Origin of the sequence: Gandjariella thermophila (genome assembly GCF_005405885.1) — a bacterium.
In the GTDB taxonomy this organism is placed as follows: Bacteria; Actinomycetota; Actinomycetes; order Mycobacteriales; family Pseudonocardiaceae; genus Gandjariella; species Gandjariella thermophila.
Window position 1 is genome coordinate 26,239 of sequence record NZ_BJFL01000005.1, and the last position, 18,778, is coordinate 45,016.

Below are 18,778 nucleotides of genomic sequence, written 5' to 3' on the forward strand. Positions count from 1 at the left end.
CGAAACTGCGGAAAGCTCGCGGACAAGGGAGCGTTCGTGGCCAATCCGGTCAACCTGGTCAACCTCGAAGGTGTGCACAAGAGCTACGGCGTCCGGCCGCTGCTCGACGACGTCTCGCTCGGGGTCGGCGAGGGCCAGCGGATCGGCGTGGTGGGCCTGAACGGCGGCGGCAAGACCACGCTGCTGGAGGTGCTCAGTGGGATCGGGCCGCCGGACGCCGGGCGGGTGAGCCGCACCCGCGGGCTGCGCATGGCCGTGGTCACCCAGCGCACCGAGCTGCCCGAGGGCGCCACCGTGCGGCAGGCGGTGCTCGACCCGCTGGGGTTCGTCGCCGAGCACGAGTGGGCCGCCGACCCGCGGGTGCGAGCCGTGCTCGACGGCCTCGGTCTCACCGCGCTCGGCATGGACGCCCCGGTGGACACCATGTCCGGGGGCGAGCGGCGCCGGGTCGCGCTGGCCGCCGCGCTGGTCCGCGAACTCGACCTGGTGGTGCTGGACGAGCCCACCAACCACCTGGACGTGGAGGGCGTGCGCTGGCTCGCCGACCACCTGCTGGCCCGCCGCTGCGCGCTTGTCGTGGTCACCCACGACCGCTGGTTCCTGGACACCGTCTGCACCAACACCTGGGAGGTGGTCGGCGGCCGGGTCGAGCAGTACGAGGGCGGCTACGCGGACTGGGTCTTCGCCAGGGCGGAACGGGCCCGGCTGGCCGAGGCCGCCGAGGAGAAGCGGCGCAACCTGGCCCGCAAGGAGCTGGCCTGGTTGCGCCGCGGCGCCCCGGCCCGCACCTCCAAGCCGCGGTTCCGGATCGAGGCCGCGGAGGCACTGATCAACGACGTGCCACCGCCCCGGGACACCGTCGAGCTGGTCAGCTTCGCCCGCCGCCGGCTGGGCAAGACCGTGCTGGAGCTGGAGGACGTCGTCCTCACCGCCGGGCCGCGCATCCTGCTCAAGGACGTCACCTGGCGGATCGGGCCCGGCGACCGGATCGGCCTGGTCGGGGTGAACGGCTCCGGCAAGACCACCCTGCTCAACCTGCTCGCCGGGGAGACCGAGCCGGAGCGGGGCCGGCGGATCGAGGGCAAGACCGTCCGGCTCGCCCACCTCACCCAGGAACTCTCCGACCTGCCCGGCGAGCTGCGCGTGCTGGAGGCCGTCGAGGAGGTCGCCCGGCGGGTGGTGCTCGGCCGGCACGAGCTGTCCGCGTCCCAGCTCGCCGAGCGGCTCGGCTTCCCGCAGGGCCGGCAGTGGACCCCGGTGCGGGACCTCTCCGGTGGCGAGCGCCGCCGGCTGCAGCTCGCCCGGCTGCTCATGGCCGAGCCGAACGTGCTGCTGCTCGACGAGCCCACCAACGACCTCGACATCGACACCCTGCAACAGCTCGAGGACCTATTGGACGGCTGGGCCGGCACGCTGGTCGTCGTCTCGCACGACCGGTACCTGGTGGAGCGGGTGTGCGACCGGGTGGTCGCGCTGCTCGGCGACGGCCGGATCATCGACCTGCCCGGCGGCATCGACGAGTACCTGCGCCGCCGCGCCGAGCAGGCCGAGGCGGAGCGGGCCAGCCAGCCCGGCCCCGCCCCGTCCGCGCCTGCGCCGAAGGCCGGCCCGAGCGCCGCCGAGCAGCGCGCCGCGCGCAAGGAACTAGCCCGGCTGGAACGGCGGCTGGACACGCTCGCCCGGCGGGAGACCGAGCTGCACGCCGCGCTCGCCGAGGCGGCCACCGACCCGGACCGGCTGCTCACCCTGGACGCCGAACTACGCGCCGTGCTGGCGGAGAAGGCCGAGGTCGAGCAACGCTGGCTGGAACTCGCCGAAACGGCCGACTAGGAGCAAGGGCGTTCAACCGACGCCGTCCCGAGTACCCTGACCTCGATCCTCTTCGCCGAGGTCACGCCCTGGCCGGCCCCGGGGCTTCCGCGAAGAGGGGCGACAGCCACGACTCCGCCAAGAGGGACGGTACTCGCCGTGGACATCGAGGACGTACACATCGGCCGCCGAGTCCGGGAGATCCGCACGTGGCGCGGGATGAGCCTGACAGCGACGGCAGGACTGGCGGGCATCTCCGTGTCGTACCTCAGCATGATTGAGCGCGGGCAGCGTCCCGTCACCAAGCGCTCTGTCCTGGAAGCCTTGGCGAAGGCGTTAAAGGTTTCCCCCGTCGAGTTGATCGGCGGCCCGTACGAGACGACCAGCTCGACGTCCAACGCGGCCAACCAAACCATGGCGGCCGTGGAGGACGCAGTATCGGGCTGGTGGCTCGGCGAGGTACCCGAGGTGCCCGGGCGGCCGTGGCCGCAGGTGCGGGCAGACGTGGACCTACTCACGTCCAAGCTTCGACCGAACTCGGACTACTCCGCGCAGACAGCACTTCTGCCCGACCTGATCCGTGACCTGCTGGTCGCTGCGACCGACCCCACGACGCGCCAGGATGCCCTCATTGGGCTGATGTACGCGTACCACGCGGCGTCGAACGTGGCGAAGCGTCTGCGGTTTGCCGGGTTGCCCACGCTGGCCGTGGAGCGGATGCGTCGCGTCGCCGAAGAACTGGACGACCCCGTGTGGTGCTCGTTCGTGTCCTGGGCACGGGCGCACGTCCTGAGTGGGTCGAACCGGCCCCGCCAGTACCAACTAGCGGTGGCCGCCGCCGACATGCCTCATGCGCGGCCGGAGACCCGCGGCATGGCGAACTTGACCGCGGCACTTGCCTCGGCTGCGCAGGGCAAGGCGGATGTGGCCGAGACGCACCTGAGTGAAGCGGCGGCCATCGCCGAGCTGATCGAGCCAGATGTGAGCCCGTGGGGGCACGTCCAGTTCGGTCGGACCAACGTGGGCATCTGGCGGGTGGCGATCGGGGTCGAGTTGGGCCAGGGCGCGAAGGTTGCCGAAGTCGCCCAGACGGTGCGACCGGAAACCATCACACAGTCCCGGGCGGCGGCATTCTGGATCGACTACGGACGTGGTCTGCTCGCCGAGCGCAAGACGCAAGAGCGCGGCCTGCGTGCCCTCCTGCAGGCCGAGAAGCTGGCCCCCCAGCAACTCCGTAACAACCCGTTCGTACGGGAAGCAGTGACGAACCTGCTGAGCGCGGCCCGGCGCGACGCTGGTGGGCGAGAGCTGCGGGGCCTCGCCTGGCGTATTGGAGTTGCTCCGAGCGGATGATAGATCGCCCCGCTTCACAAGCTGTGAAGAGCACCACGTAGGCCACTCTTAGCGTTCCTCCCGACACGGGAGGTGATAAGTCGTGGTCGGTGTCGATCCAGCCGCGCGCTTGATGCTCTTGGACGCGCTGAAAGGCCAGCGGTGAGCCCGCGCGTACCTGACGCACGCACCCTGGCGGTGTGGATGCGTCAAGCCGAATGGTTGCTGGCCGACGCGGCGCACCGGCTCCCAACGGGCTCCTACCCGGTTGCCGAGCAGGACGCCCTGGCTCACGCACTCGACCAGTTGGCGCACGCCATCCGCCTCCGCCGCAGCGCGGCCGCCGAACAGCCCGCCGTCGAACTCCCTGTGAGCGGCTGACGTGGACACCGCCACGGTGCTCGAGTATCACCCCGAACTCTCGGCACTGCCAGATATCGATCAGTGGGAGTGGTGGCCGATCAGGGAGCGTCACACCGTCGCCCTGGCTGGTCAACGTTCCACGGCAACGCACGTGGTTCTGCTTTACCTGTACGGCGACCACGCCGGCACCGCCCACGTCGACACGATGTGGCCGGGCGCGCGGGCTTTCTGGAGCGAGGTGGGGACGGTGCGCGAGGCAATCGCCTGGACCACTACACCCCCTTCGCTCTGTTCCCAGAGTGCCGAGCAGCACCTGGTGACCAGGACAAGGAAGGACACGTAATGACAGCAGCAGCCGGATTCGCATTCGACCCGATCGCCTCGCATAGCGGGCAGTTCCCGCTGGGCGCGCCGTTCGACCGCACCAGCACCGACCAGCCCTCACGAGCCGGGGTTCGCCCGTGGGCGCTGCGCGGGATGCTGGCGCAGCCGCCCGCCCCGGCAATGCCTGCGTGAGTGGTCCGCTACGACCACATGACGCAGACCTCGGTCGACGGGACCGGCCGCCCGCTGATCGAGGCCGGACCGCCAACGGTGAAGAACAAGACCAACCTCGATGGCGACGAAGGGCCCTCGGAAGACTTCAGTTACGACTTCGTGCCCGACGAGCCGTTCCAGATCTGATGTCGGTCCTTGGTCCTCGCGGACGAACGCGACCCGTGCGCCGACGCGATGGTGCGCGCCCTGCACGGGCGCGACACCGTGGTGCATCGGGTCGATACCGCGTGGTTCCGATCCCCGAAGGCGTACCGGTTCCCGGTCGGGATGACCTCGGCCGAGCGCGGATTCGCCAACCCGGAAGCCAAGTACGGACTCGGCGGCATCCTCACCTCGTTACCGGTGCTGTGGATCAACCACCCGGCGCGGCTGGCCGACGCCGCCTACAAGCCCGCGCAACTCGCGCTCGCCGCCCGGCACGGGCTGACCGTCTCCGACACGTTGATCAGCAACGACCCGGCGTCCGTCCGCGGGTTCGCCGGACGCGGCACGACCGACGACCGTGACGAAGGTGCTCGGCTCGAACTCGATCGTCGAGGCCGGGGGGCGCAAACTCGCCTACACGCGGGTGGTCGATGCGGCAGACCTCGGATGACCTGCGCGGGATCGAGCAGACCACGCACCTGTTCCAGCGCTGGATCGACAAGACGCACGAGGCGCGCATGATCGTCGTGGGGGACCAGTTCACCACCGTGGCCATCCACGCAACGAGCGCCACGGGCTACGTCGACTGGCGTACTGATTACGACAACCTGCGCTACGAGCTGATCGAACCACCCGAACACGTCGTGGCCGGCGTGCGCGGGCTGATGAAGGACATGGGTCTGGTCTACGGTGCGCTCGACTTCGTGATCGGGGCGAACGGCTGGACGTTCCTCGAAGTCAACGCCGGAGGACAGTACGGATGGTTGGAAGACGTGACGGGCGTGCCGATCACGGCCCAGCTCGCCGACCTGCTCGCCAGGGGGACGACGTCATGAGCCTCGACTGGGAAATGCTGCTTTCCCGGTTGGCCGACGAGCTGACCGCGAAAGGAAAACTGTCCTCGCCGCGTTGGCAGGCGGCATTTCGAGCGACCCCGCGCCACGTGTTTGTTCCCGAGTTCGTCGCCGGGTGCTGGAGATCGGCACCGGCACCGGCTACAACACCGCGCTGTTGTGCGCCGGCCTTGGGGACCAGCACGTGTCCAGCATCGACATCGACTACACCGAGGCCGCCAGGCAGCGGCTCGCCTCGCTGGGCTACCGGCCCGTCCTACGCACCGGGGACGGCATCGAAGGAATCCCGGACCGCGCGCCGTTCGACCGGATCATGGCTACCGTGGCCGTGTCGCACATCCCGCGTGCGTGGCTCGACCAACTGGTCGATGACGGCCTGATCCTCGCCGACGTCAAGCTCAACCCTGCCGCCGGCAACCTCGTGCTCGTGCGCAAGCGCGGCGAGGTCGCCGAAGGACGGTTCGACGCCGGACAGGCGTGGTTCATGGACATGCGCCACCCCGACCAACCCGAGCCGCCGCGCGCCAGTCCCACCAGCGAGGCGCCCACGTGCACCACGACCAGCCTGCCGGCCGTCGCGTGGGAACAGCCCGTGCCCTGGTTCCTGGCCTGCCTCACGAACGGCACCCCGGTCGACGTCGGCTACCGCCTCGATGACGACTATCAGCCCGTGGCCGCCCGGCTGACCGCAGGCGACGGATCATGGGCCGAGATCGACACCGCCGAGACCGAGCCTCGCGCGGTCGCGCAAGCCGGCCCCACGCGGCTGTGGGACGCCGTCGAGCACGCCTACCGGCGGTGGCGGGATTGGGGCGAGCCCGGGTGGGACCGGTTCGGGCTGACGGTCACCGCGTACGGCGAGCACACCGTGTGGCTCGATGAGCCCGGGCAAGTGGTAGCCACGTTCGCCCGGTGACGTGGGCGGCTGACCCACGGGCTTGGGCCGATACCGCGGGCGAAACGCAACTGACTTGCGGTATGAACGCCATCACGCCGTGCCGTGTCCCGCCCTAAGCTCGCCAGCATGAGTCGCTTCGTGGACACGTTGGTGGGCACGGCCACCGGGCCGGCGGGACGGGACCGGGCGATCGTCACCGGCGAGCCGGCGGAGCCGGTGCGGACCCCCTGGGCCGAGGTGCACGACCGGGCCAGGCGGATCGCCGGCGCACTGGCCGAGCAGGGCGTGCGGCCCGGATCTGCGGTCGCGGTGCTCGCCGCCGCGCCGCTGGCCATCGCCTCGGCGGCGCAGGCGACGTGGCTGGCCGGTGGCAGCGTGACCATGCTGCACCAGCCGACGCCCCGCACCGACCTGGCCACCTGGGCCGCCGACACGCTGCGCGTCCTCGGCGTGATCGGCGCCAAGCTGGTGCTACTCGGCTCGCCGTTCGACGAGCTGGCCAACGTGCTCGACGAGCACGGCATCGCCTACCGGCTGCTGGACGGGCTGGCCGGCGAGCCGATCGGGGCGCCGGCCGAGGTCGGCGAGGACGACGTCGCCCTGCTCCAGCTCACCAGCGGGTCCACCGCCGAGCCGAAGGCGGTGCGGATCACCCACGGCAACCTGATGGCCAACATGACCGGCATGCTGGACGCCGCCAAGCTGGACACCGGCCGGGACGTGATGGTGTCCTGGCTGCCGCTGTTCCACGACATGGGCATGGTCGGCTTCCTCACCCTGCCGATGACGTTCGGCGTGGAGCTGGTCAAGGTCACCCCGGCGGACTTTCTGCGCGGCCCGCTGCTGTGGCCGGAACTCATCACCAAGTACCGCGGCAGCGCCACCGCGGCGCCCAACTTCGCCTACGCCATCGTCGGCAAGCGGCTGGCCAGGGCGGACGCCGACGCCGGGTACGACCTGTCCTCGCTGCGCATCGCGCTCAACGGCGCGGAGCCGATCGACCCGGACGCGGTGGCGGCGTTCACCGAGGCCGGCGCCCGGTTCGGGCTGCGCCCGGAGGCGGTGATGTGCGCCTACGGCATGGCCGAGGCCACCCTCGGGGTGACCTTCGCGCCGCTGGGGTCCGGCATGGTCATCGACGTGATCGACGCCGAGGAACTGGAGTTGCGGCGGCGCGCGATGCCGGCCGCCGAGGGCCGCGCCACCCGGGCCTTCCCGCTGCTGGGCCGGCCGCTGAACGGCATCGAGGTGCGGGTGGTCGGCGAGGACGGCCGGGTGCTCGGCGACCGTGAGGTCGGCCGGCTCGCGCTGCGCGGCAGTTCGGTCAGCCCCGGCTACCTCACCGTGGACGGCCCGGTGCCCACCCGGGACGCCGAAGGCTGGCTGGACACTGGCGATCTGGGTTACCTGGTCGGCGACCAGGTGGTGGTGTGCGGCCGGATCAAGGACGTGATCATCATGGGCGGCCGCAACATCTACCCCACCGACATCGAGCGCGCGGCCTGCTCGGTGGCGGGCGTGCGGGCCGGCAACGCGGTCGCCGTGCGGCTCGACGCGGGCACCCGCCGGGAGCGGTTCGCCGTGGTGGTCGAGTCCGGCTCGGCGGGCGACGAAGCGGCCGAGGCGGAGCTGCGCAGGGCGGTCGCCGCCCGGGTGATGGACGCCGTGGAGGTCAGGCCGGCGGCCGTGGTGGTACTGCCCCCGGGCAGCCTCCCGAAGACGCCGTCCGGCAAGCTGCGCCGCGCCGCCGCCGGCGAGCGGGTCGCCGCGCAGCTGGCCGGCTGACCCCTGTCCTGCCGCGTGCGCCCCTCCCCGCGTTCAGCAGGCTCAACGGGGGTTTCAGGGCCGTGGAAACCGCCGTTCAGCCCGCTGAACGCGTTGAAGGGAGCCGTCGACCCGCTCGGCGTCGGCGGCGCAGGGCGGCCCGTGCGCGGGTCAGGAAGTCGTCCACGGCGCGGGCCGAGTAGCCGCGCCGACCCAGCCGGGGCCGGGGGAACGTGGCCTCGTTGACCTCCTCCGCGCTCAGGTCGTCCAGCCCGCGCAGGGTGGCCTCCAGCCGATCCAGTAGCGCGTCCACCGCGGCCTCGTCGTAACCGCGGCGCGCCAGCCACGCCCGGTCGAACACCACGTCGCGAACCTCGTCCGGTCCAAGACTCATCGGAACCTCCCGCGGGAGCACGTGATGATCTCGGACGCTACGCACGCAACCGGATTCCCGCGCGACACGCGGCCAGATCGGGTGAAATTCCGTCACCCGGCCGGGGCCGTTCAGCCGTGGAAGGCGTTCTGCGCCGCCTCCAGGCCCTTGCCGATCAGCGCCTCCACCGCGTCGGCGCACCGGTCCACCGCGAACGGCAGTTCCTTGCGCTCGGCGGCGGAGAAGTCGCGCAGCACCCAGTCGGCCGGGTCCATCCGCCCCGGTGGCCGGCCCACGCCGAACCGGACCCGGTAGTAGTCCCGGGTGCCCAGCGACTTGGAGACCGACCGCAGCCCATTGTGCCCGTTCTCGCCGCCGCCCAGCTTCAGCCGCACCGAGCCGTACGGCAGGTCCAGCTCGTCGTGCACCACGACCGTGGCGCCCGGCGCGAGCTTGTAGAACCGGGCGACGCCGGCGACCGGGCCGCCGGAGAGGTTCATGTACGAGCGCGGCTTGGCCAGCACCACCCGCCGGCCGGCCAGGCGGCCCTCCAGCACCTCGGTGTTGCTCTTGTGCGCCTTGAACTTCCCGCCGACCCGGGCGCCCAGCTCGTCCAGCACCATGAACCCGACGTTGTGCCGGTTGCCCGCGTACTGCGGTCCCGGGTTCCCCAGGCCCACCACGAGCACCAGATCGCTCTCCGCGCCGGTGTCCCGCCCGGGCAGGTTATCGACCACGACTGCGCAGCTCCTGCTCCAACTCGTCCAACAGCGCGTCGACCGCGTCCCGCCGGTAACCGCGGTGCAGGCCGGTGGCGACGGCGAACCGGGTGCTCCGCACCTCGAACGAGGTCATCCCACCGTGACCGTCCAGGGTGGACGACGCGCGGTCCAGGAAGGCGTCCACCTCTCTGGCATCGTAGCCGCGCAGCGACCGGGGTAACCGCACGGCGCGGAGGTCGGCGCCGGTGCGTAACCGGGTCGGGGCGATCCTGCCGGTGGCGAGCTGCCACTCGACACGGTCCAGCAGGTGGTCCACCTGCCGCTGGTCGTAGCCCCGCCCCGGGGGAGCCACCGCGAACAGCACCGACCGCACCTGCTCCGGGGTCAGCCGGGCCCGCCCGGCCAGTGCCTCGGCGGCCAACTCGAGGAAGGCGTCCACCTGGTCCGCCTCGTAGCCGCGACGGCCGCGGGCGGGGCGGGCGAACCGCGCCCCGCGCACGTCGGCGGGGGTGAGCGGACCGGGATGCGCAAACGGCGCGCCGCCCCCGCCCTCCGGGGGTTGCGCGCCGCCTGTTCTGCCCGACGTGGCGGACTCAGCCTTCTTCGGCCTCGGCGGCCTCCGCGGCCGCGGCCTCCTCGGGCGCCATCTCCGCGGCGGTCGGCGCCGCGGTCACGTTCACCACGAGCGTGTCGGCGTCGCTGACCAGCGTCGTGCCGGCGGGCAGCGGGATCTGGCCGGCGGTGATCTGGGTGCCGGCCTCCAGGTTGTGCACGGAGTACTCGAGCTGCTCGGGCAGGTTCAGCGCGTCGGCCTCCACCTCCAGCTCGTTGGTCTCCTGGTTGACCAGGGTGCCGGGGCCGGCCTCCCCGGTGACCACCACGGGCACCGCGACGGTGACCTTCTCGCCACGGGAGACCTCGAGCAGGTCCACGTGCTCGATGTAGTTCTTGATCGGGTGGGTGGTCACGGTCTTGGTCAGCGCGAGCTGGCTCTTGTCGGCGATGTCGAGCCGAAGTACGACGTTATGGCCGTGCTCACGGACCACACGGGCGAACTCGAGCGCCGGCAGTGCCAGGTGCGTCGGGTCGGAGCCGTGGCCGTAGAGCACCGCGGGAATCTTGCCGGCACGACGGGCGCGGCGGGCGGCGCCCTTACCGAACTCGGTGCGCGGCTCGGCGGCGAGACGGACCTCGGACACGGGGGTGTTCTCCTTGCTGCGTCGGGCGGACTAAAAGCCGTCGGTTCGGGTGCGGATCGGGACGGTTTCGGGCTTCGGCGGCGGGGGCGCATCGACGTGAACGCGCGCGGCTCTCCAGCCGCCGCGTCGATCACGCCGGGCGCGAGGCCCGCCCTCGCCGAGGCAACCCGAACAGTGTATGTCGCCAGGGGGAACGCCACCGAACGGGGTTACCCAGCCACGCCGCACCACCCCGGAAACGGCCGCGGGCGCGGACCGGCGGGACCGGTCCGCGCCCGCTGGCGCCGTCGGTGCTCGGCTCAGGCGTTGCCGTTGAACAGGTTGGTCACCGAACCGTCCTCGAAGACCTGCTCGATCGCCCTGGCCAGCAGCGGGGCGATGGACAGCACGGTCAGCGTGGGGAAACGCTTCTCTTCCGGGATGGGCAGGGTGTTGGTGAACACCACCTCCCGGGCGCCGCAGTTGGCCAGCCGGTCCCTGGCCGGGCCGGACAGCACGCCGTGCGTGGCCGCGATGACCACGTCCTTGGCGCCCTCGTTCAGCAGTTGCTCCACCGCCTTGGAGATGGTGCCGCCGGTGTCCACCATGTCGTCGATGACCACGGCGAGCCGGTTCCGCACGTCGCCGACCACCCGCTTGGCCACCGCCTCGTTCGGCTTGTGCGGGTCGCGGGTCTTGTGGATGAATGCCACCGGGCAGCCGCCGAGCTGGTCGGCCCACTTCTCCGCCAGCCGCACCCGGCCGGAGTCGGGGGAGACCACGGTGATGTTCTCCTCCGGGTACGCCTCCCGCACGTAGTCGGCGAGCAGCGTCTGGGCCAGCAGGTGGTCCACCGGGCCGTCGAAGTAGCCCTGGATCTGCGCGGTGTGCAGGTCGACCGTCATGATCCGGTCCGCGCCCGCGGTCTTGAACATGTCGGCGATCAGCCGCGCGGTGATCGGCTCGCGGCCGCGGTGCTTCTTGTCCTGCCGCGCGTAGCCGTAGAACGGCATGATCACGGTGATGCGCTTGGCGCTGGCCCGCTTCAGCGCGTCCACCATGATGAGCTGTTCCATGATCCACTTGTTGATGGGGTCGCAGTGCGACTGGATGACGAACGCGTCGCAGCCGCGGACGGACTCCTCGAACCGGACGAAGATCTCCCCGTTCGCGAAGTCATAGGCCGACTGAGGCGTGATCGTCACATTGAGGTGCTTCGCAACCTCCTCCGCCAGCTCAAGGTGCGAACGGCCGGCGAAGAGCATCAGGTTCTTCTTCGGCGTGCCGGACTTCGGGCTCACGATCACTGCCCCTTCTCTTCGCGGCCGACCTCGTCGTCGACCTCGCCGTCGTGCTTCCTCCGGTGCGCGGCAAGCGCGCGTTCGGCCGCCGCGGCGGCCTCGGTTCCCCCTCTGCGCCGCACCACCCAACCTTCGATGTTGCGCTGCGGCCCCCCGGAGACGGCGAGCGCGCCGGGCGGGACGTTCCGCCGCACCACGGTTCCCGCGCCGGTGTAGGCACCGTCACCGACGCTGACCGGCGCAACGAACATGTTGTCCGATCCGGTACGGCAGTGCGAACCGATCGTGGTGCGGTGCTTCCGTACGCCGTCGTAGTTGACGAAGACGGTGGCGGCCCCGATGTTGGTGTGCTCGCCGATGCTCGCATCTCCCACATAGGAGAGGTGCGGCACCTTACTGCCCTCGCCGATGTCGGAGTTCTTCACCTCCACGAAGGTGCCGATCTTGCCCTTGGTGCCGAGCCGGGTGCCGGGCCGCAGGTAGGCGAACGGACCCACGCTGGCCTCCGGACCGATCTCCGCGTCCGTGCCGTGCGTGCGTACCACACTCGCGCCCGCGCCGATCCGGCACCGGGCCAGCGTGGTGTCCGGACCGACGACCGCGCCCTCCTCGACCACCGTGCGGTCCCTGAGCTGCACGCCGGGCTCGATCACGACGTCCCTGGCCAGCTCCACGTCCACGTCCACCCAGGTGGTCGGCGGGTCGATCACGGTGACCCCGGCCCGCATCCAGCGCTCCAGCAGCCGGCGGTTCAGCTCGGCGCCCAGCCGGGCGAGCTGCACCCGGTCGTTGACGCCCGCCACCAGCCACGGGTCGGCGCACGCCAGCGCGCCCACCCGGTGGCCCTCGCGGCGGGCGATGGCCAGCACGTCGGTGAGGTACAGCTCGCCCTGCGCGTTGCCCGCGGACAGCCGGCCGATCGCGGCGCGCAGCACGGCCTCGTCGAACGCGTAGATGCCGGAGTTGATCTCGGTGATGGCGAGCTGGTCCTCGTCCGCGTCGCGGTGCTCCACGATGCCGGTGACCGCTCCGCGCGGGTCGCGCAGGATGCGGCCGTAACCGGTGGGGTCGTCGACCACGGCGGTCAGCACGGTCACCGCGTTGCCGGCGGAGGCGTGCTCGGCCAGCAGCGCGTCCAGCGTGGCGGCGTCCAGCAGCGGCACGTCGCCGTAGCTCACCAGCACGGTGCCGGTCGCCTCGGGCAACTCGGCGAGCGCGCAGGCCACCGCGTGCCCGGTGCCGCGCTGCTCCTCCTGGACCGCGGCGAGCACCTTCCGGCCCAGCTCGCCACCCACCTCGTCGAGGTGGGTGGCGACCGCCTGCCGGCCGTGCCCGACCACCACCACGAGATGGTCCGGGTCCACCCCGGCCACCGCCCGGACCGCGTGCTCCACCAGGGTGCGGCCGCCGATCCGGTGCAGCACCTTCGGCGTGGCCGAACGCATGCGGGTGCCCTCACCGGCGGCGAGGACGACGGCGCTGATCGGACCCGGCCGGGCTGGCTTGCCGGTGGAAGCTGAGTTGACGGTCATTCGGATCCCACTTGCTCGGCCGTGCGGATTCGACGGGACGGGCGATCGCGCCCGGTTGCCTCCCGCCGCGGGCACGATCCTACGGTGCGTCGCGGAGCACCCAGGCGTGGCCGTTCTCCGGTTCCGCGTACGGCCGGGTGAGTCGGCCGTCACGGGCGCCGTCCGGGCGGGGTTCGTCCTGCTCGTCCAGCTTCTCGGTGATCTGGTCCAGATCGCCGGTCACCGAGGCGACCTGGTTGCCGCCGCGGTTCTTGGCCAGGTACATCGCGGCGTCCGCACGGGAGAGCGCCTCCGCGGCCGTCTCGTGCGGCCGTAGCGACACCACCCCGATGGACAGCGTGACCCCGCGGGAGAGGTCCGGCGGCAGCTTGGCCACCGCCTCCACCGCCCGGCCGAGCGCGGCCTCGGCCGCGGGCAGCGGCGCGCCGGGCAGCAGCACCACGAATTCGTCGCCGCCGTAGCGGGCCACCACGTCGTCCCCGCGCACCGTGTGCCGGAGGGTGCCGACCACCACGCGGAGCACGTCGTCGCCCTCGGCGTGCGAGTACCGGTCGTTGACGCCCTTGAAGCCGTCCAGGTCCACGAGGGCCACCGAGACCGGGTGCGAGTCCGGCGCGGCGATCATCGCGTCCAGGTGGTCGTCCAGCGCGCGGCGGTTCGGCAGGCCGGTGAGCGGGTCCTGCAACGCCTGCTGGGTGATCGCGCCGTGCATGCGGGCGAGCCGCTCGTGCTCCCGCCGGGCGTTGAGCGTGGCCACCCGCGACTCGCGCAGCGTCCACAGCTCGGTCTCCAGTTCGGTGGCGTAGTGCTCCAGCGCGTTCGTGGTCCGCTCGCCGCCACCCTCCCCGGACAGCCGCGCGAACTCCCGCACCAGGCACAGCCGCAGCGTCTGCTCGGAGGTCTCGTGCTCGACCTGGTTGCGCGCCCGGGCCAGCACGTCGATCGCGTCCTCCGGGCGGTCGGCCTGCTCCAGGCAGCGGGCCAGCGCGATGGACACGACGATCAGGTCGCGGGCGTACATCGAGTGGTCCAGCAGCTTGGTCAGCCGGTCGATGTGCCCACCACCGGGGCAGGCCAGCGCGTGCGCGGCGCCGACCACCGGCACCTGGTGCGATGCCGGCAGGTCCCCCTGGCGGGGGAACAGCGACTCGCGGAACGGGCCCTCCACGGAGGTGGCGATGGCCGAGGCGGTGGCGAACCGCTCGCGCGCGTCGGCCAGCTTGCCCACGCGTTCCAGCCGCAGGCCCCAGCCGAGCAGCAGCCGGACCCGGTTGATCAGGTGTACGCAGATCTCGTGCGGCCCGCCGTTCTCCCGGACCGCCTGGTGCGCCCGCGCGATCACCTGGTCGGCCAGCTCGTACACGCCGAGTTGGGTGAGCACCAGGCCGATGTCCACCAGCACCGACGCGAGCAGCCGCTCCCAGGTGCGCTGGTTGAAGGTCAGGTCCGGGCTCAGCTTCTCGTCGATCATGGCGAGCGCCTTGGCCGCCTCGGTGAGCGCGGCGTCGTCCGCGCCGGCCAGCAGCGCCCGGCGGGCCCGCAGCGCGTGCGCCCCGGCCTCCAGCACGTGTAGCCCGTGCCGGCGGGTGTAGGCGAGCATCTCGTCCAGCCGCGGATCGGACAGCTCCACCAGCCCCGGAGTGGACAGCCGGATCAGCGCGCTGGCCCGGAGCAGTTGGGCCACCACCCTCGGCTCCCCGGGGCCGCGCCGCTGCGCCACGTCCAGCAGCTCGTCGATCTCCTTCGCGCAGTCGACCTGGTGCTCCAGCGGGCTGCGCTGCGCCACGGCGATGAGTTCCCGGGCCCGGCCGACCAGCCACGCCTCGGTGATCCGGCTGCTCGCGGGCTCCGACCCGCCCGGCTGGTCGAGTGCCTCGTCGCGCAGCACGTACACCCCCATCCGCGGATGCCCGCTCTTCTCCGGCGGTGGCGGCCGCCAGAGGGTCTTCGTCCCGGTCCGCCAACCCGACGAGCCGGGCGACGCTGGTCCGCTCCGCCGCCAGGATTCGAACCTGGACCATCGGAACCAAAATCCGAGGTGCTGCCTTTACACCACGGCGGACCGTCACGGGCCGTTGCCGCCCGCGAGATGACATGGTGACACGTGCACCCCGAAAAGGGTCAGTGGTGCCACTCGTCTGGCCGCCACCCCATCGTAGTTGGCCGAACACGATGGGTGTTACCCGTGATGGGAGTGGCCGTACGGTCAACGGTCACAAGCGTTGCGTCACCGTTTGATCAGGCCGCCGAGGAAATCCGTCAGTACCGCTTCGTACTTCGCCGCGTCCACGTTCCAGGCCGCGGTGTGCTCGGCGCCGGGCACCTCCAGGTAGCGGATCGGCCAGTGCAGCCGCCCGGCCGCCGCAACCAGGTCCCGGGACTCGGTGACCGGCACCGTGGTGTCCGCGTCACCGTGGATGAGCAGGGTGGGCGGGCGCACCGCGGGCGGGTGCTCGACCAGTTCCATGCGGCCGAAGTCGATGCCGCCGCGCCAGCCCGACACGGCCATCGCGACCGGGGTGAGCGCGCCGGGCAGCCGCCGGTTGCGCGCCTGCAACGCCAGCGTCTTCGACCAGCTCGACACGGGCGCGTCCAGCACCACGGCGGTCACCGAGCCCGCCAGTTCCGAGCGGGCGAGCACCTGCTCGACCACCGCGCCGCCCATCGACCAGCCGCACAGCACCACCCGGCGGGCGCCGTGGTCGAGCGCGTACCGAACCGCCGAGGCCACGTCGCGCCACTCGCTGTCGCCCAGATGTAGCAGGCCGTCGGGGGAGCGGGGCGCCCCGTCGTCGTTGCGGTACGTGACGTCCAGCACCGGCAGGCCGAGCCGGTGCAGGGTGGGCAGCACGCGTAACCCCTCCAGCCGGCTGCCGCCCCGGCCGTGCACGGTGACGGCCCACGTCGCGCCGGGCTGGCCGGTGGGTGCCGCCTGGCCGGTGGGTGCGGCCGGGATCGAGGGCGCCGGCACGTACCAGGCCGGCGCCGGACCCAGTTCCGTGGGCACCATCACGTCCTGGAAGTCCAGGCCGACGGCCGTCCTCGGGTCACCGCCCCACACCCCGGGATCGAGCCGCACGCGGGTGCCAGCCGGCGGGGCGCCGCCGTCCAGCAGCCGGCGCGCCACCCGGTCGCCGGAGTCGCGGACCACCGCGCCGACCCGGGCCGCGCCGTCCCGCCAGATCAGGCCCCAGGTGCCGGGCCGGAGCGCGTTCGCCGACCTGGCGAGGAGCACCACCGGGGTGCCGCCGTCCTCGGCGCCGCCGAGCGCGGTGTCCGGGAACCCCGGTCGCGCCTTGGCGGGATCCAGTAACTGGTCGCTGTAGTACCAACCGACCCCCGCGACCCCCGCCACGGCGACGACCAGCACGGTCAGCACCGCGATGAGCACGGCGCAGACCGGGTGCCGGCGCCGGTCGGTGCGCATCGCCGAATCATGCCCGCCACGCGTGTCAGGTGGCTGTGTGTTCCTACCGGACTCCTGTGTTCACCGGAGAACACCCGGGCGGATGTGGCGATCACCGCGCGCCCTACCTACGCTGGCGTAAGTTACGGTTCCGTAGCCAGGACAGACAGAGGATCCCGCCAACCCCTCGAGGTGCCCATGACCGCAACGCTCGACCGGTCCCCCGCCCAGTCCCCGACATCGGGGCCCAAACCACTGACCGAGGGCCGCCGTGGCATCGCCGCGCACGTCTCCGTCTACGTCTTCGTCGTCGTGCCGATGATCGCCCTGGTGCTCGCCGTCCCGGCCGCCTGGGGTTGGGGTCTCGGCTGGACGGACGTGGCACTCGCCGCGGCGTTCTACTGCCTGAGCGGGCTCGGCGTGACGGTGGGCTACCACCGCTACTTCACGCACAGCTCGTTCAAGGCGAAGCGGGGCCTGCGGGTTGCGCTGGCGGTGGCCGGCAGCCTGGCGTTGCAGGGCCCGGTCATCACCTGGGTCGCCGACCACCGCAGGCACCACGCGTTCTCCGACAAGGAGGGCGACCCGCACTCGCCGTGGCTGTTCGGGACCTCGCCGCTGGCACTGGCGCGCGGTTTCTGGCACGCGCACATGGGGTGGCTGTTCGAGCGGGACAAGACCAACGTCGAGCGGTTCGCACCGGACCTCGCCGCCGACCAGGACATCCGCGCGGTCCAACTGCTGTTCGGCCCGCTGACCGCGGTGAGCCTGCTGCTGCCCGGGCTGCTCGGCGGCCTGATCACCTGGTCGTGGGCGGGCGCGCTGTCCGCGTTCTTCTGGGCGGGCTTGGTGCGGGTCGCCTTCCTGCACCACGTCACGTGGTCGGTGAACTCGATCTGCCACATGATCGGCGAGCGGCCGTTCAACGCCAGGGACAAGTCCGCGAACTTCTGGCCGATGGCGGTGCTCTCCTTCGGCGAGTCCTGGCACAACCTGCACCACGCCGACCCCACCTGCGCGCGGCATGGCGTGCGGCGTGGCCAGCTCGACATCTCGGCCCGGCTCATCTGGCTGTTCGAGAAGTTCGGCTGGGCGTACAAGGTGCGCTGGCCCAACCCGGACCGGCTGGCCCGGATCACGGCGCGTCCGTGACGCAGCAGACCTCGGCGCCGAGGACCCCTCGTCACGGTGAGGGGTCCTCGCTGTTTTCCCGCCGTGCCCACCTAGGGTGACCGAAGTGGCGGCGAGACGGCGGGCACGGGAGAAGGCGGCGGCCACCGCCGAGCGGGTTCCGGTGGTGCGGGTACGGATGACCGGCAAGGAGCGCCGCCAGCAGTTGCTGGACGTGGCCAGGGCACTGTTCGCGGAGAAGGGCTTCGACGCCACCTCGATCGAGGAGATCGCGAACCGCGCCGGGGTGAGCAAGCCGGTCGTCTACGAGCACTTCGGCGGCAAGGAGGGCATCTACGCGGTCGTGGTCGACCGGGAGATGCGTGACCTGCTGGACCGGATCGTGTCCGCGCTCTCCGGCGGCCACCCCAGGGAACTGCTCGAGCAGGCCGCCTGCGCGCTGCTGGACTACATCGAGGACGGCACGGACGGTTTCCGCATCCTGGTCCGCGACTCCCCGGTGGCCAGCACCACCGGCACGTTCTCCAGCCTGCTCAACGACATCGCCAGCCAGGTGGAGCACATCCTCGGCGTGCACTTCGACGCGCGCGGCTACGAACCCAAGCTGGCCGCGCTCTACAGCCAGGCGCTGGTGGGCATGGTCGCGCTGACCGGTCAGTGGTGGCTGGAGGTGCGCAAGCCCAAGAAGGACGAGGTGGTCGCGCACCTGGTCAACCTGGCGTGGAACGGGCTGTCCCACATGGAACCCAAGCCCCGGCTGCGTACCCGCTGAGCAGGGCCCGGCGTCAGCGCCGGTGGTCGGCGAGGGCACGCAGGCCGTGGCCGAGCAGGGCGCCGACGGTGGCGCCGACCAGGGCGAGCAGCACGTCGTCCACGCTGCTCAGCCGGTTCACGCCGAGCACGTACTGCAGGCATTCCAGCAGCACCGCGAAGGCCGCGCTGATCGCTAACACCCAGCGCATGCGCAGCGGGCCGCCCGGGCGCAGCACGAGCAGCAGCGCGAAGGGAACGAACAGCGCACCGGTGGCCACGTGCCACCACGGGCTGCTCCACACCATGCCCTCGGCCGGGTCGAACCCGACCAGTGCCCGCAGCGGCACCAGTTCCACGACCCGGGCCCGGATGCCGTCGCCGCGCCATCCCGGGCCGGGCAGCGCGGCCAGCAGGATCATCCCGGCGGTGAGGTAGCCGAGTACGCCGGTGCGGGCCACCCGCAGCGCCATCGGCCAGCCGCGGAGCCGCTCGCCGGAGGCCTCCACCGGAACCGCGAGCAGCGCGCCGACAAGTGGGTACACCAGGAGAGCCGGAAACAGCCCGGTGTCCCGAACCACCGCACCCAGGCTCACGGGACCGGCACCGTGCGCGCCGAGCGAGGTCACCACTGAGTCCGGCAAAAGGGACACGGGGCACCAT

General features: G+C 71.9%; 20 protein-coding genes and 1 tRNA gene. 11 read left to right on the top strand and 10 right to left on the bottom strand.

What is annotated here, in order from left to right; translation table 11 throughout:
* Window positions 1–36 precede the first annotated feature (36 nt).
* The 9 genes from FFT21_RS07330 to FFT21_RS07355 all read left to right on the top strand — a co-directional run bounded on the left by FFT21_RS07330 (window position 37) and on the right by FFT21_RS07355 (window position 7,743).
* Window positions 37–1,830, top strand: coding sequence for an ABC-F family ATP-binding cassette domain-containing protein (locus FFT21_RS07330; RefSeq protein WP_225978175.1), 1,794 nt, complete (start codon window positions 37–39; stop codon window positions 1,828–1,830).
* A gap of 138 nt (window positions 1,831–1,968) precedes the next feature.
* Window positions 1,969–3,162 (top strand): helix-turn-helix domain-containing protein, encoded by a 1,194-nt coding sequence (locus FFT21_RS07335; RefSeq protein WP_307722904.1) that lies wholly within the window; start codon window positions 1,969–1,971, stop codon window positions 3,160–3,162.
* Between the two features lie 183 nt (window positions 3,163–3,345).
* Window positions 3,346–3,522, top strand: coding sequence for a hypothetical protein (locus tag FFT21_RS28785; RefSeq protein WP_153816541.1), 177 nt, complete (start codon window positions 3,346–3,348; stop codon window positions 3,520–3,522).
* 1 nt (window position 3,523) lies between these two features.
* The gene (locus FFT21_RS07340; protein WP_137813017.1) at window positions 3,524–3,847 is read left to right on the top strand and encodes a hypothetical protein; all 324 of its coding nucleotides are present in this window, start codon (window positions 3,524–3,526) and stop codon (window positions 3,845–3,847) included.
* A complete protein-coding gene (locus FFT21_RS28790; protein ID WP_153816542.1) occupies window positions 3,847–4,020 on the top strand; it encodes a hypothetical protein in 174 nt (57 codons plus the stop codon). Before FFT21_RS07340 ends, FFT21_RS28790 begins: the two co-directional genes overlap by 1 nt.
* A gap of 18 nt (window positions 4,021–4,038) precedes the next feature.
* On the top strand, window positions 4,039–4,188 hold the full coding sequence (locus FFT21_RS28795) for a hypothetical protein (protein WP_153816543.1): 150 nt from the start codon (window positions 4,039–4,041) through the stop codon (window positions 4,186–4,188).
* 449 nt (window positions 4,189–4,637) lie between these two features.
* A complete protein-coding gene (locus FFT21_RS29605) occupies window positions 4,638–5,042 on the top strand; it encodes an MvdC/MvdD family ATP grasp protein (protein ID WP_225978176.1) in 405 nt (134 codons plus the stop codon).
* Between the two features lie 133 nt (window positions 5,043–5,175).
* A complete protein-coding gene (locus tag FFT21_RS07350; protein ID WP_225978177.1) occupies window positions 5,176–5,976 on the top strand; it encodes a methyltransferase domain-containing protein in 801 nt (266 codons plus the stop codon).
* Between the two features lie 108 nt (window positions 5,977–6,084).
* Window positions 6,085–7,743 carry a fatty acyl-AMP ligase gene (locus FFT21_RS07355; protein ID WP_137813018.1) on the top strand — a complete coding sequence of 553 codons (1,659 nt, stop codon included), beginning with the start codon at window positions 6,085–6,087 and terminating at the stop codon, window positions 7,741–7,743.
* A gap of 76 nt (window positions 7,744–7,819) precedes the next feature.
* On the opposite strand, the gene FFT21_RS07360 is transcribed toward FFT21_RS07355, so the two are convergent.
* From FFT21_RS07360 to FFT21_RS07400, 9 genes are all read right to left on the bottom strand, one after another.
* Complete coding sequence (locus FFT21_RS07360) at window positions 7,820–8,116, bottom strand: DivIVA domain-containing protein (protein ID WP_137813019.1); 297 nt, start codon at window positions 8,114–8,116, stop codon at window positions 7,820–7,822.
* A gap of 110 nt (window positions 8,117–8,226) precedes the next feature.
* Window positions 8,227–8,832 carry an aminoacyl-tRNA hydrolase gene (pth, locus tag FFT21_RS07365; protein WP_137813020.1) on the bottom strand — a complete coding sequence of 202 codons (606 nt, stop codon included), beginning with the start codon at window positions 8,830–8,832 and terminating at the stop codon, window positions 8,227–8,229.
* On the bottom strand, window positions 8,822–9,316 hold the full coding sequence (locus FFT21_RS30505) for a DivIVA domain-containing protein (protein ID WP_137813021.1): 495 nt from the start codon (window positions 9,314–9,316) through the stop codon (window positions 8,822–8,824). The genes pth and FFT21_RS30505 overlap by 11 nt, the downstream gene beginning before the upstream one ends.
* A gap of 94 nt (window positions 9,317–9,410) precedes the next feature.
* Window positions 9,411–10,016 (bottom strand): 50S ribosomal protein L25/general stress protein Ctc, encoded by a 606-nt coding sequence (locus FFT21_RS07375; RefSeq protein WP_137813022.1) that lies wholly within the window; start codon window positions 10,014–10,016, stop codon window positions 9,411–9,413.
* Between the two features lie 299 nt (window positions 10,017–10,315).
* Entirely contained in the window at window positions 10,316–11,296 is a 981-nt protein-coding gene (locus FFT21_RS07380) for a ribose-phosphate diphosphokinase (protein WP_137813023.1), read from the bottom strand.
* 2 nt (window positions 11,297–11,298) lie between these two features.
* Entirely contained in the window at window positions 11,299–12,828 is a 1,530-nt protein-coding gene (gene glmU, locus FFT21_RS07385; RefSeq protein ID WP_137813024.1) for a bifunctional UDP-N-acetylglucosamine diphosphorylase/glucosamine-1-phosphate N-acetyltransferase GlmU, read from the bottom strand.
* A gap of 79 nt (window positions 12,829–12,907) precedes the next feature.
* Complete coding sequence (locus FFT21_RS07390) at window positions 12,908–14,728, bottom strand: GGDEF domain-containing protein (protein ID WP_137813025.1); 1,821 nt, start codon at window positions 14,726–14,728, stop codon at window positions 12,908–12,910.
* Between the two features lie 91 nt (window positions 14,729–14,819).
* Window positions 14,820–14,890: transfer RNA gene (locus FFT21_RS07395), tRNA-Gln, on the bottom strand.
* A 165-nt stretch (window positions 14,891–15,055) separates the two neighbouring features.
* The gene (locus tag FFT21_RS07400) at window positions 15,056–16,255 is read right to left on the bottom strand and encodes an alpha/beta hydrolase family protein (RefSeq protein ID WP_137813026.1); all 1,200 of its coding nucleotides are present in this window, start codon (window positions 16,253–16,255) and stop codon (window positions 15,056–15,058) included.
* A gap of 177 nt (window positions 16,256–16,432) precedes the next feature.
* Here FFT21_RS07400 and FFT21_RS07405 point away from each other — a divergent pair, with 177 nt between their 5' ends.
* Window positions 16,433–17,386 carry an acyl-CoA desaturase gene (locus tag FFT21_RS07405; protein ID WP_137813027.1) on the top strand — a complete coding sequence of 318 codons (954 nt, stop codon included), beginning with the start codon at window positions 16,433–16,435 and terminating at the stop codon, window positions 17,384–17,386.
* A gap of 157 nt (window positions 17,387–17,543) precedes the next feature.
* A complete protein-coding gene (locus FFT21_RS07410; protein WP_137813193.1) occupies window positions 17,544–18,137 on the top strand; it encodes a TetR/AcrR family transcriptional regulator in 594 nt (197 codons plus the stop codon).
* Between the two features lie 13 nt (window positions 18,138–18,150).
* Here FFT21_RS07410 and FFT21_RS07415 read toward each other — a convergent pair whose 3' ends face one another.
* Entirely contained in the window at window positions 18,151–18,711 is a 561-nt protein-coding gene (locus FFT21_RS07415; protein WP_137813028.1) for a VanZ family protein, read from the bottom strand.
* Window positions 18,712–18,778: the final 67 nt, after the last annotated feature.

What these genes read in the sequence shown, in the direction of transcription:
- FFT21_RS07360 (WP_137813019.1), bottom strand. Translation starts at nt 8,116, where the DNA reads ATGAGTCTTGGACCGGACGAGGTTCGCGACGTGGTGTTCGACCGGGCG.
- FFT21_RS07410 (WP_137813193.1), top strand. Translation starts at nt 17,544, where the DNA reads ATGACCGGCAAGGAGCGCCGCCAGCAGTTGCTGGACGTGGCCAGGGCA.
- glmU (WP_137813024.1), bottom strand. Translation starts at nt 12,828, where the DNA reads ATGACCGTCAACTCAGCTTCCACCGGCAAGCCAGCCCGGCCGGGTCCG.
- FFT21_RS28795 (WP_153816543.1), top strand. Translation starts at nt 4,039, where the DNA reads ATGACGCAGACCTCGGTCGACGGGACCGGCCGCCCGCTGATCGAGGCC.
- FFT21_RS29605 (WP_225978176.1), top strand. Translation starts at nt 4,638, where the DNA reads ATGCGGCAGACCTCGGATGACCTGCGCGGGATCGAGCAGACCACGCAC.
- FFT21_RS07355 (WP_137813018.1), top strand. Translation starts at nt 6,085, where the DNA reads ATGAGTCGCTTCGTGGACACGTTGGTGGGCACGGCCACCGGGCCGGCG.
- FFT21_RS07405 (WP_137813027.1), top strand. Translation starts at nt 16,433, where the DNA reads ATGACCGCAACGCTCGACCGGTCCCCCGCCCAGTCCCCGACATCGGGG.
- FFT21_RS28785 (WP_153816541.1), top strand. Translation starts at nt 3,346, where the DNA reads ATGCGTCAAGCCGAATGGTTGCTGGCCGACGCGGCGCACCGGCTCCCA.
- FFT21_RS07400 (WP_137813026.1), bottom strand. Translation starts at nt 16,255, where the DNA reads ATGCGCACCGACCGGCGCCGGCACCCGGTCTGCGCCGTGCTCATCGCG.
- FFT21_RS28790 (WP_153816542.1), top strand. Translation starts at nt 3,847, where the DNA reads ATGACAGCAGCAGCCGGATTCGCATTCGACCCGATCGCCTCGCATAGC.
- FFT21_RS07390 (WP_137813025.1), bottom strand. Translation starts at nt 14,728, where the DNA reads ATGGGGGTGTACGTGCTGCGCGACGAGGCACTCGACCAGCCGGGCGGG.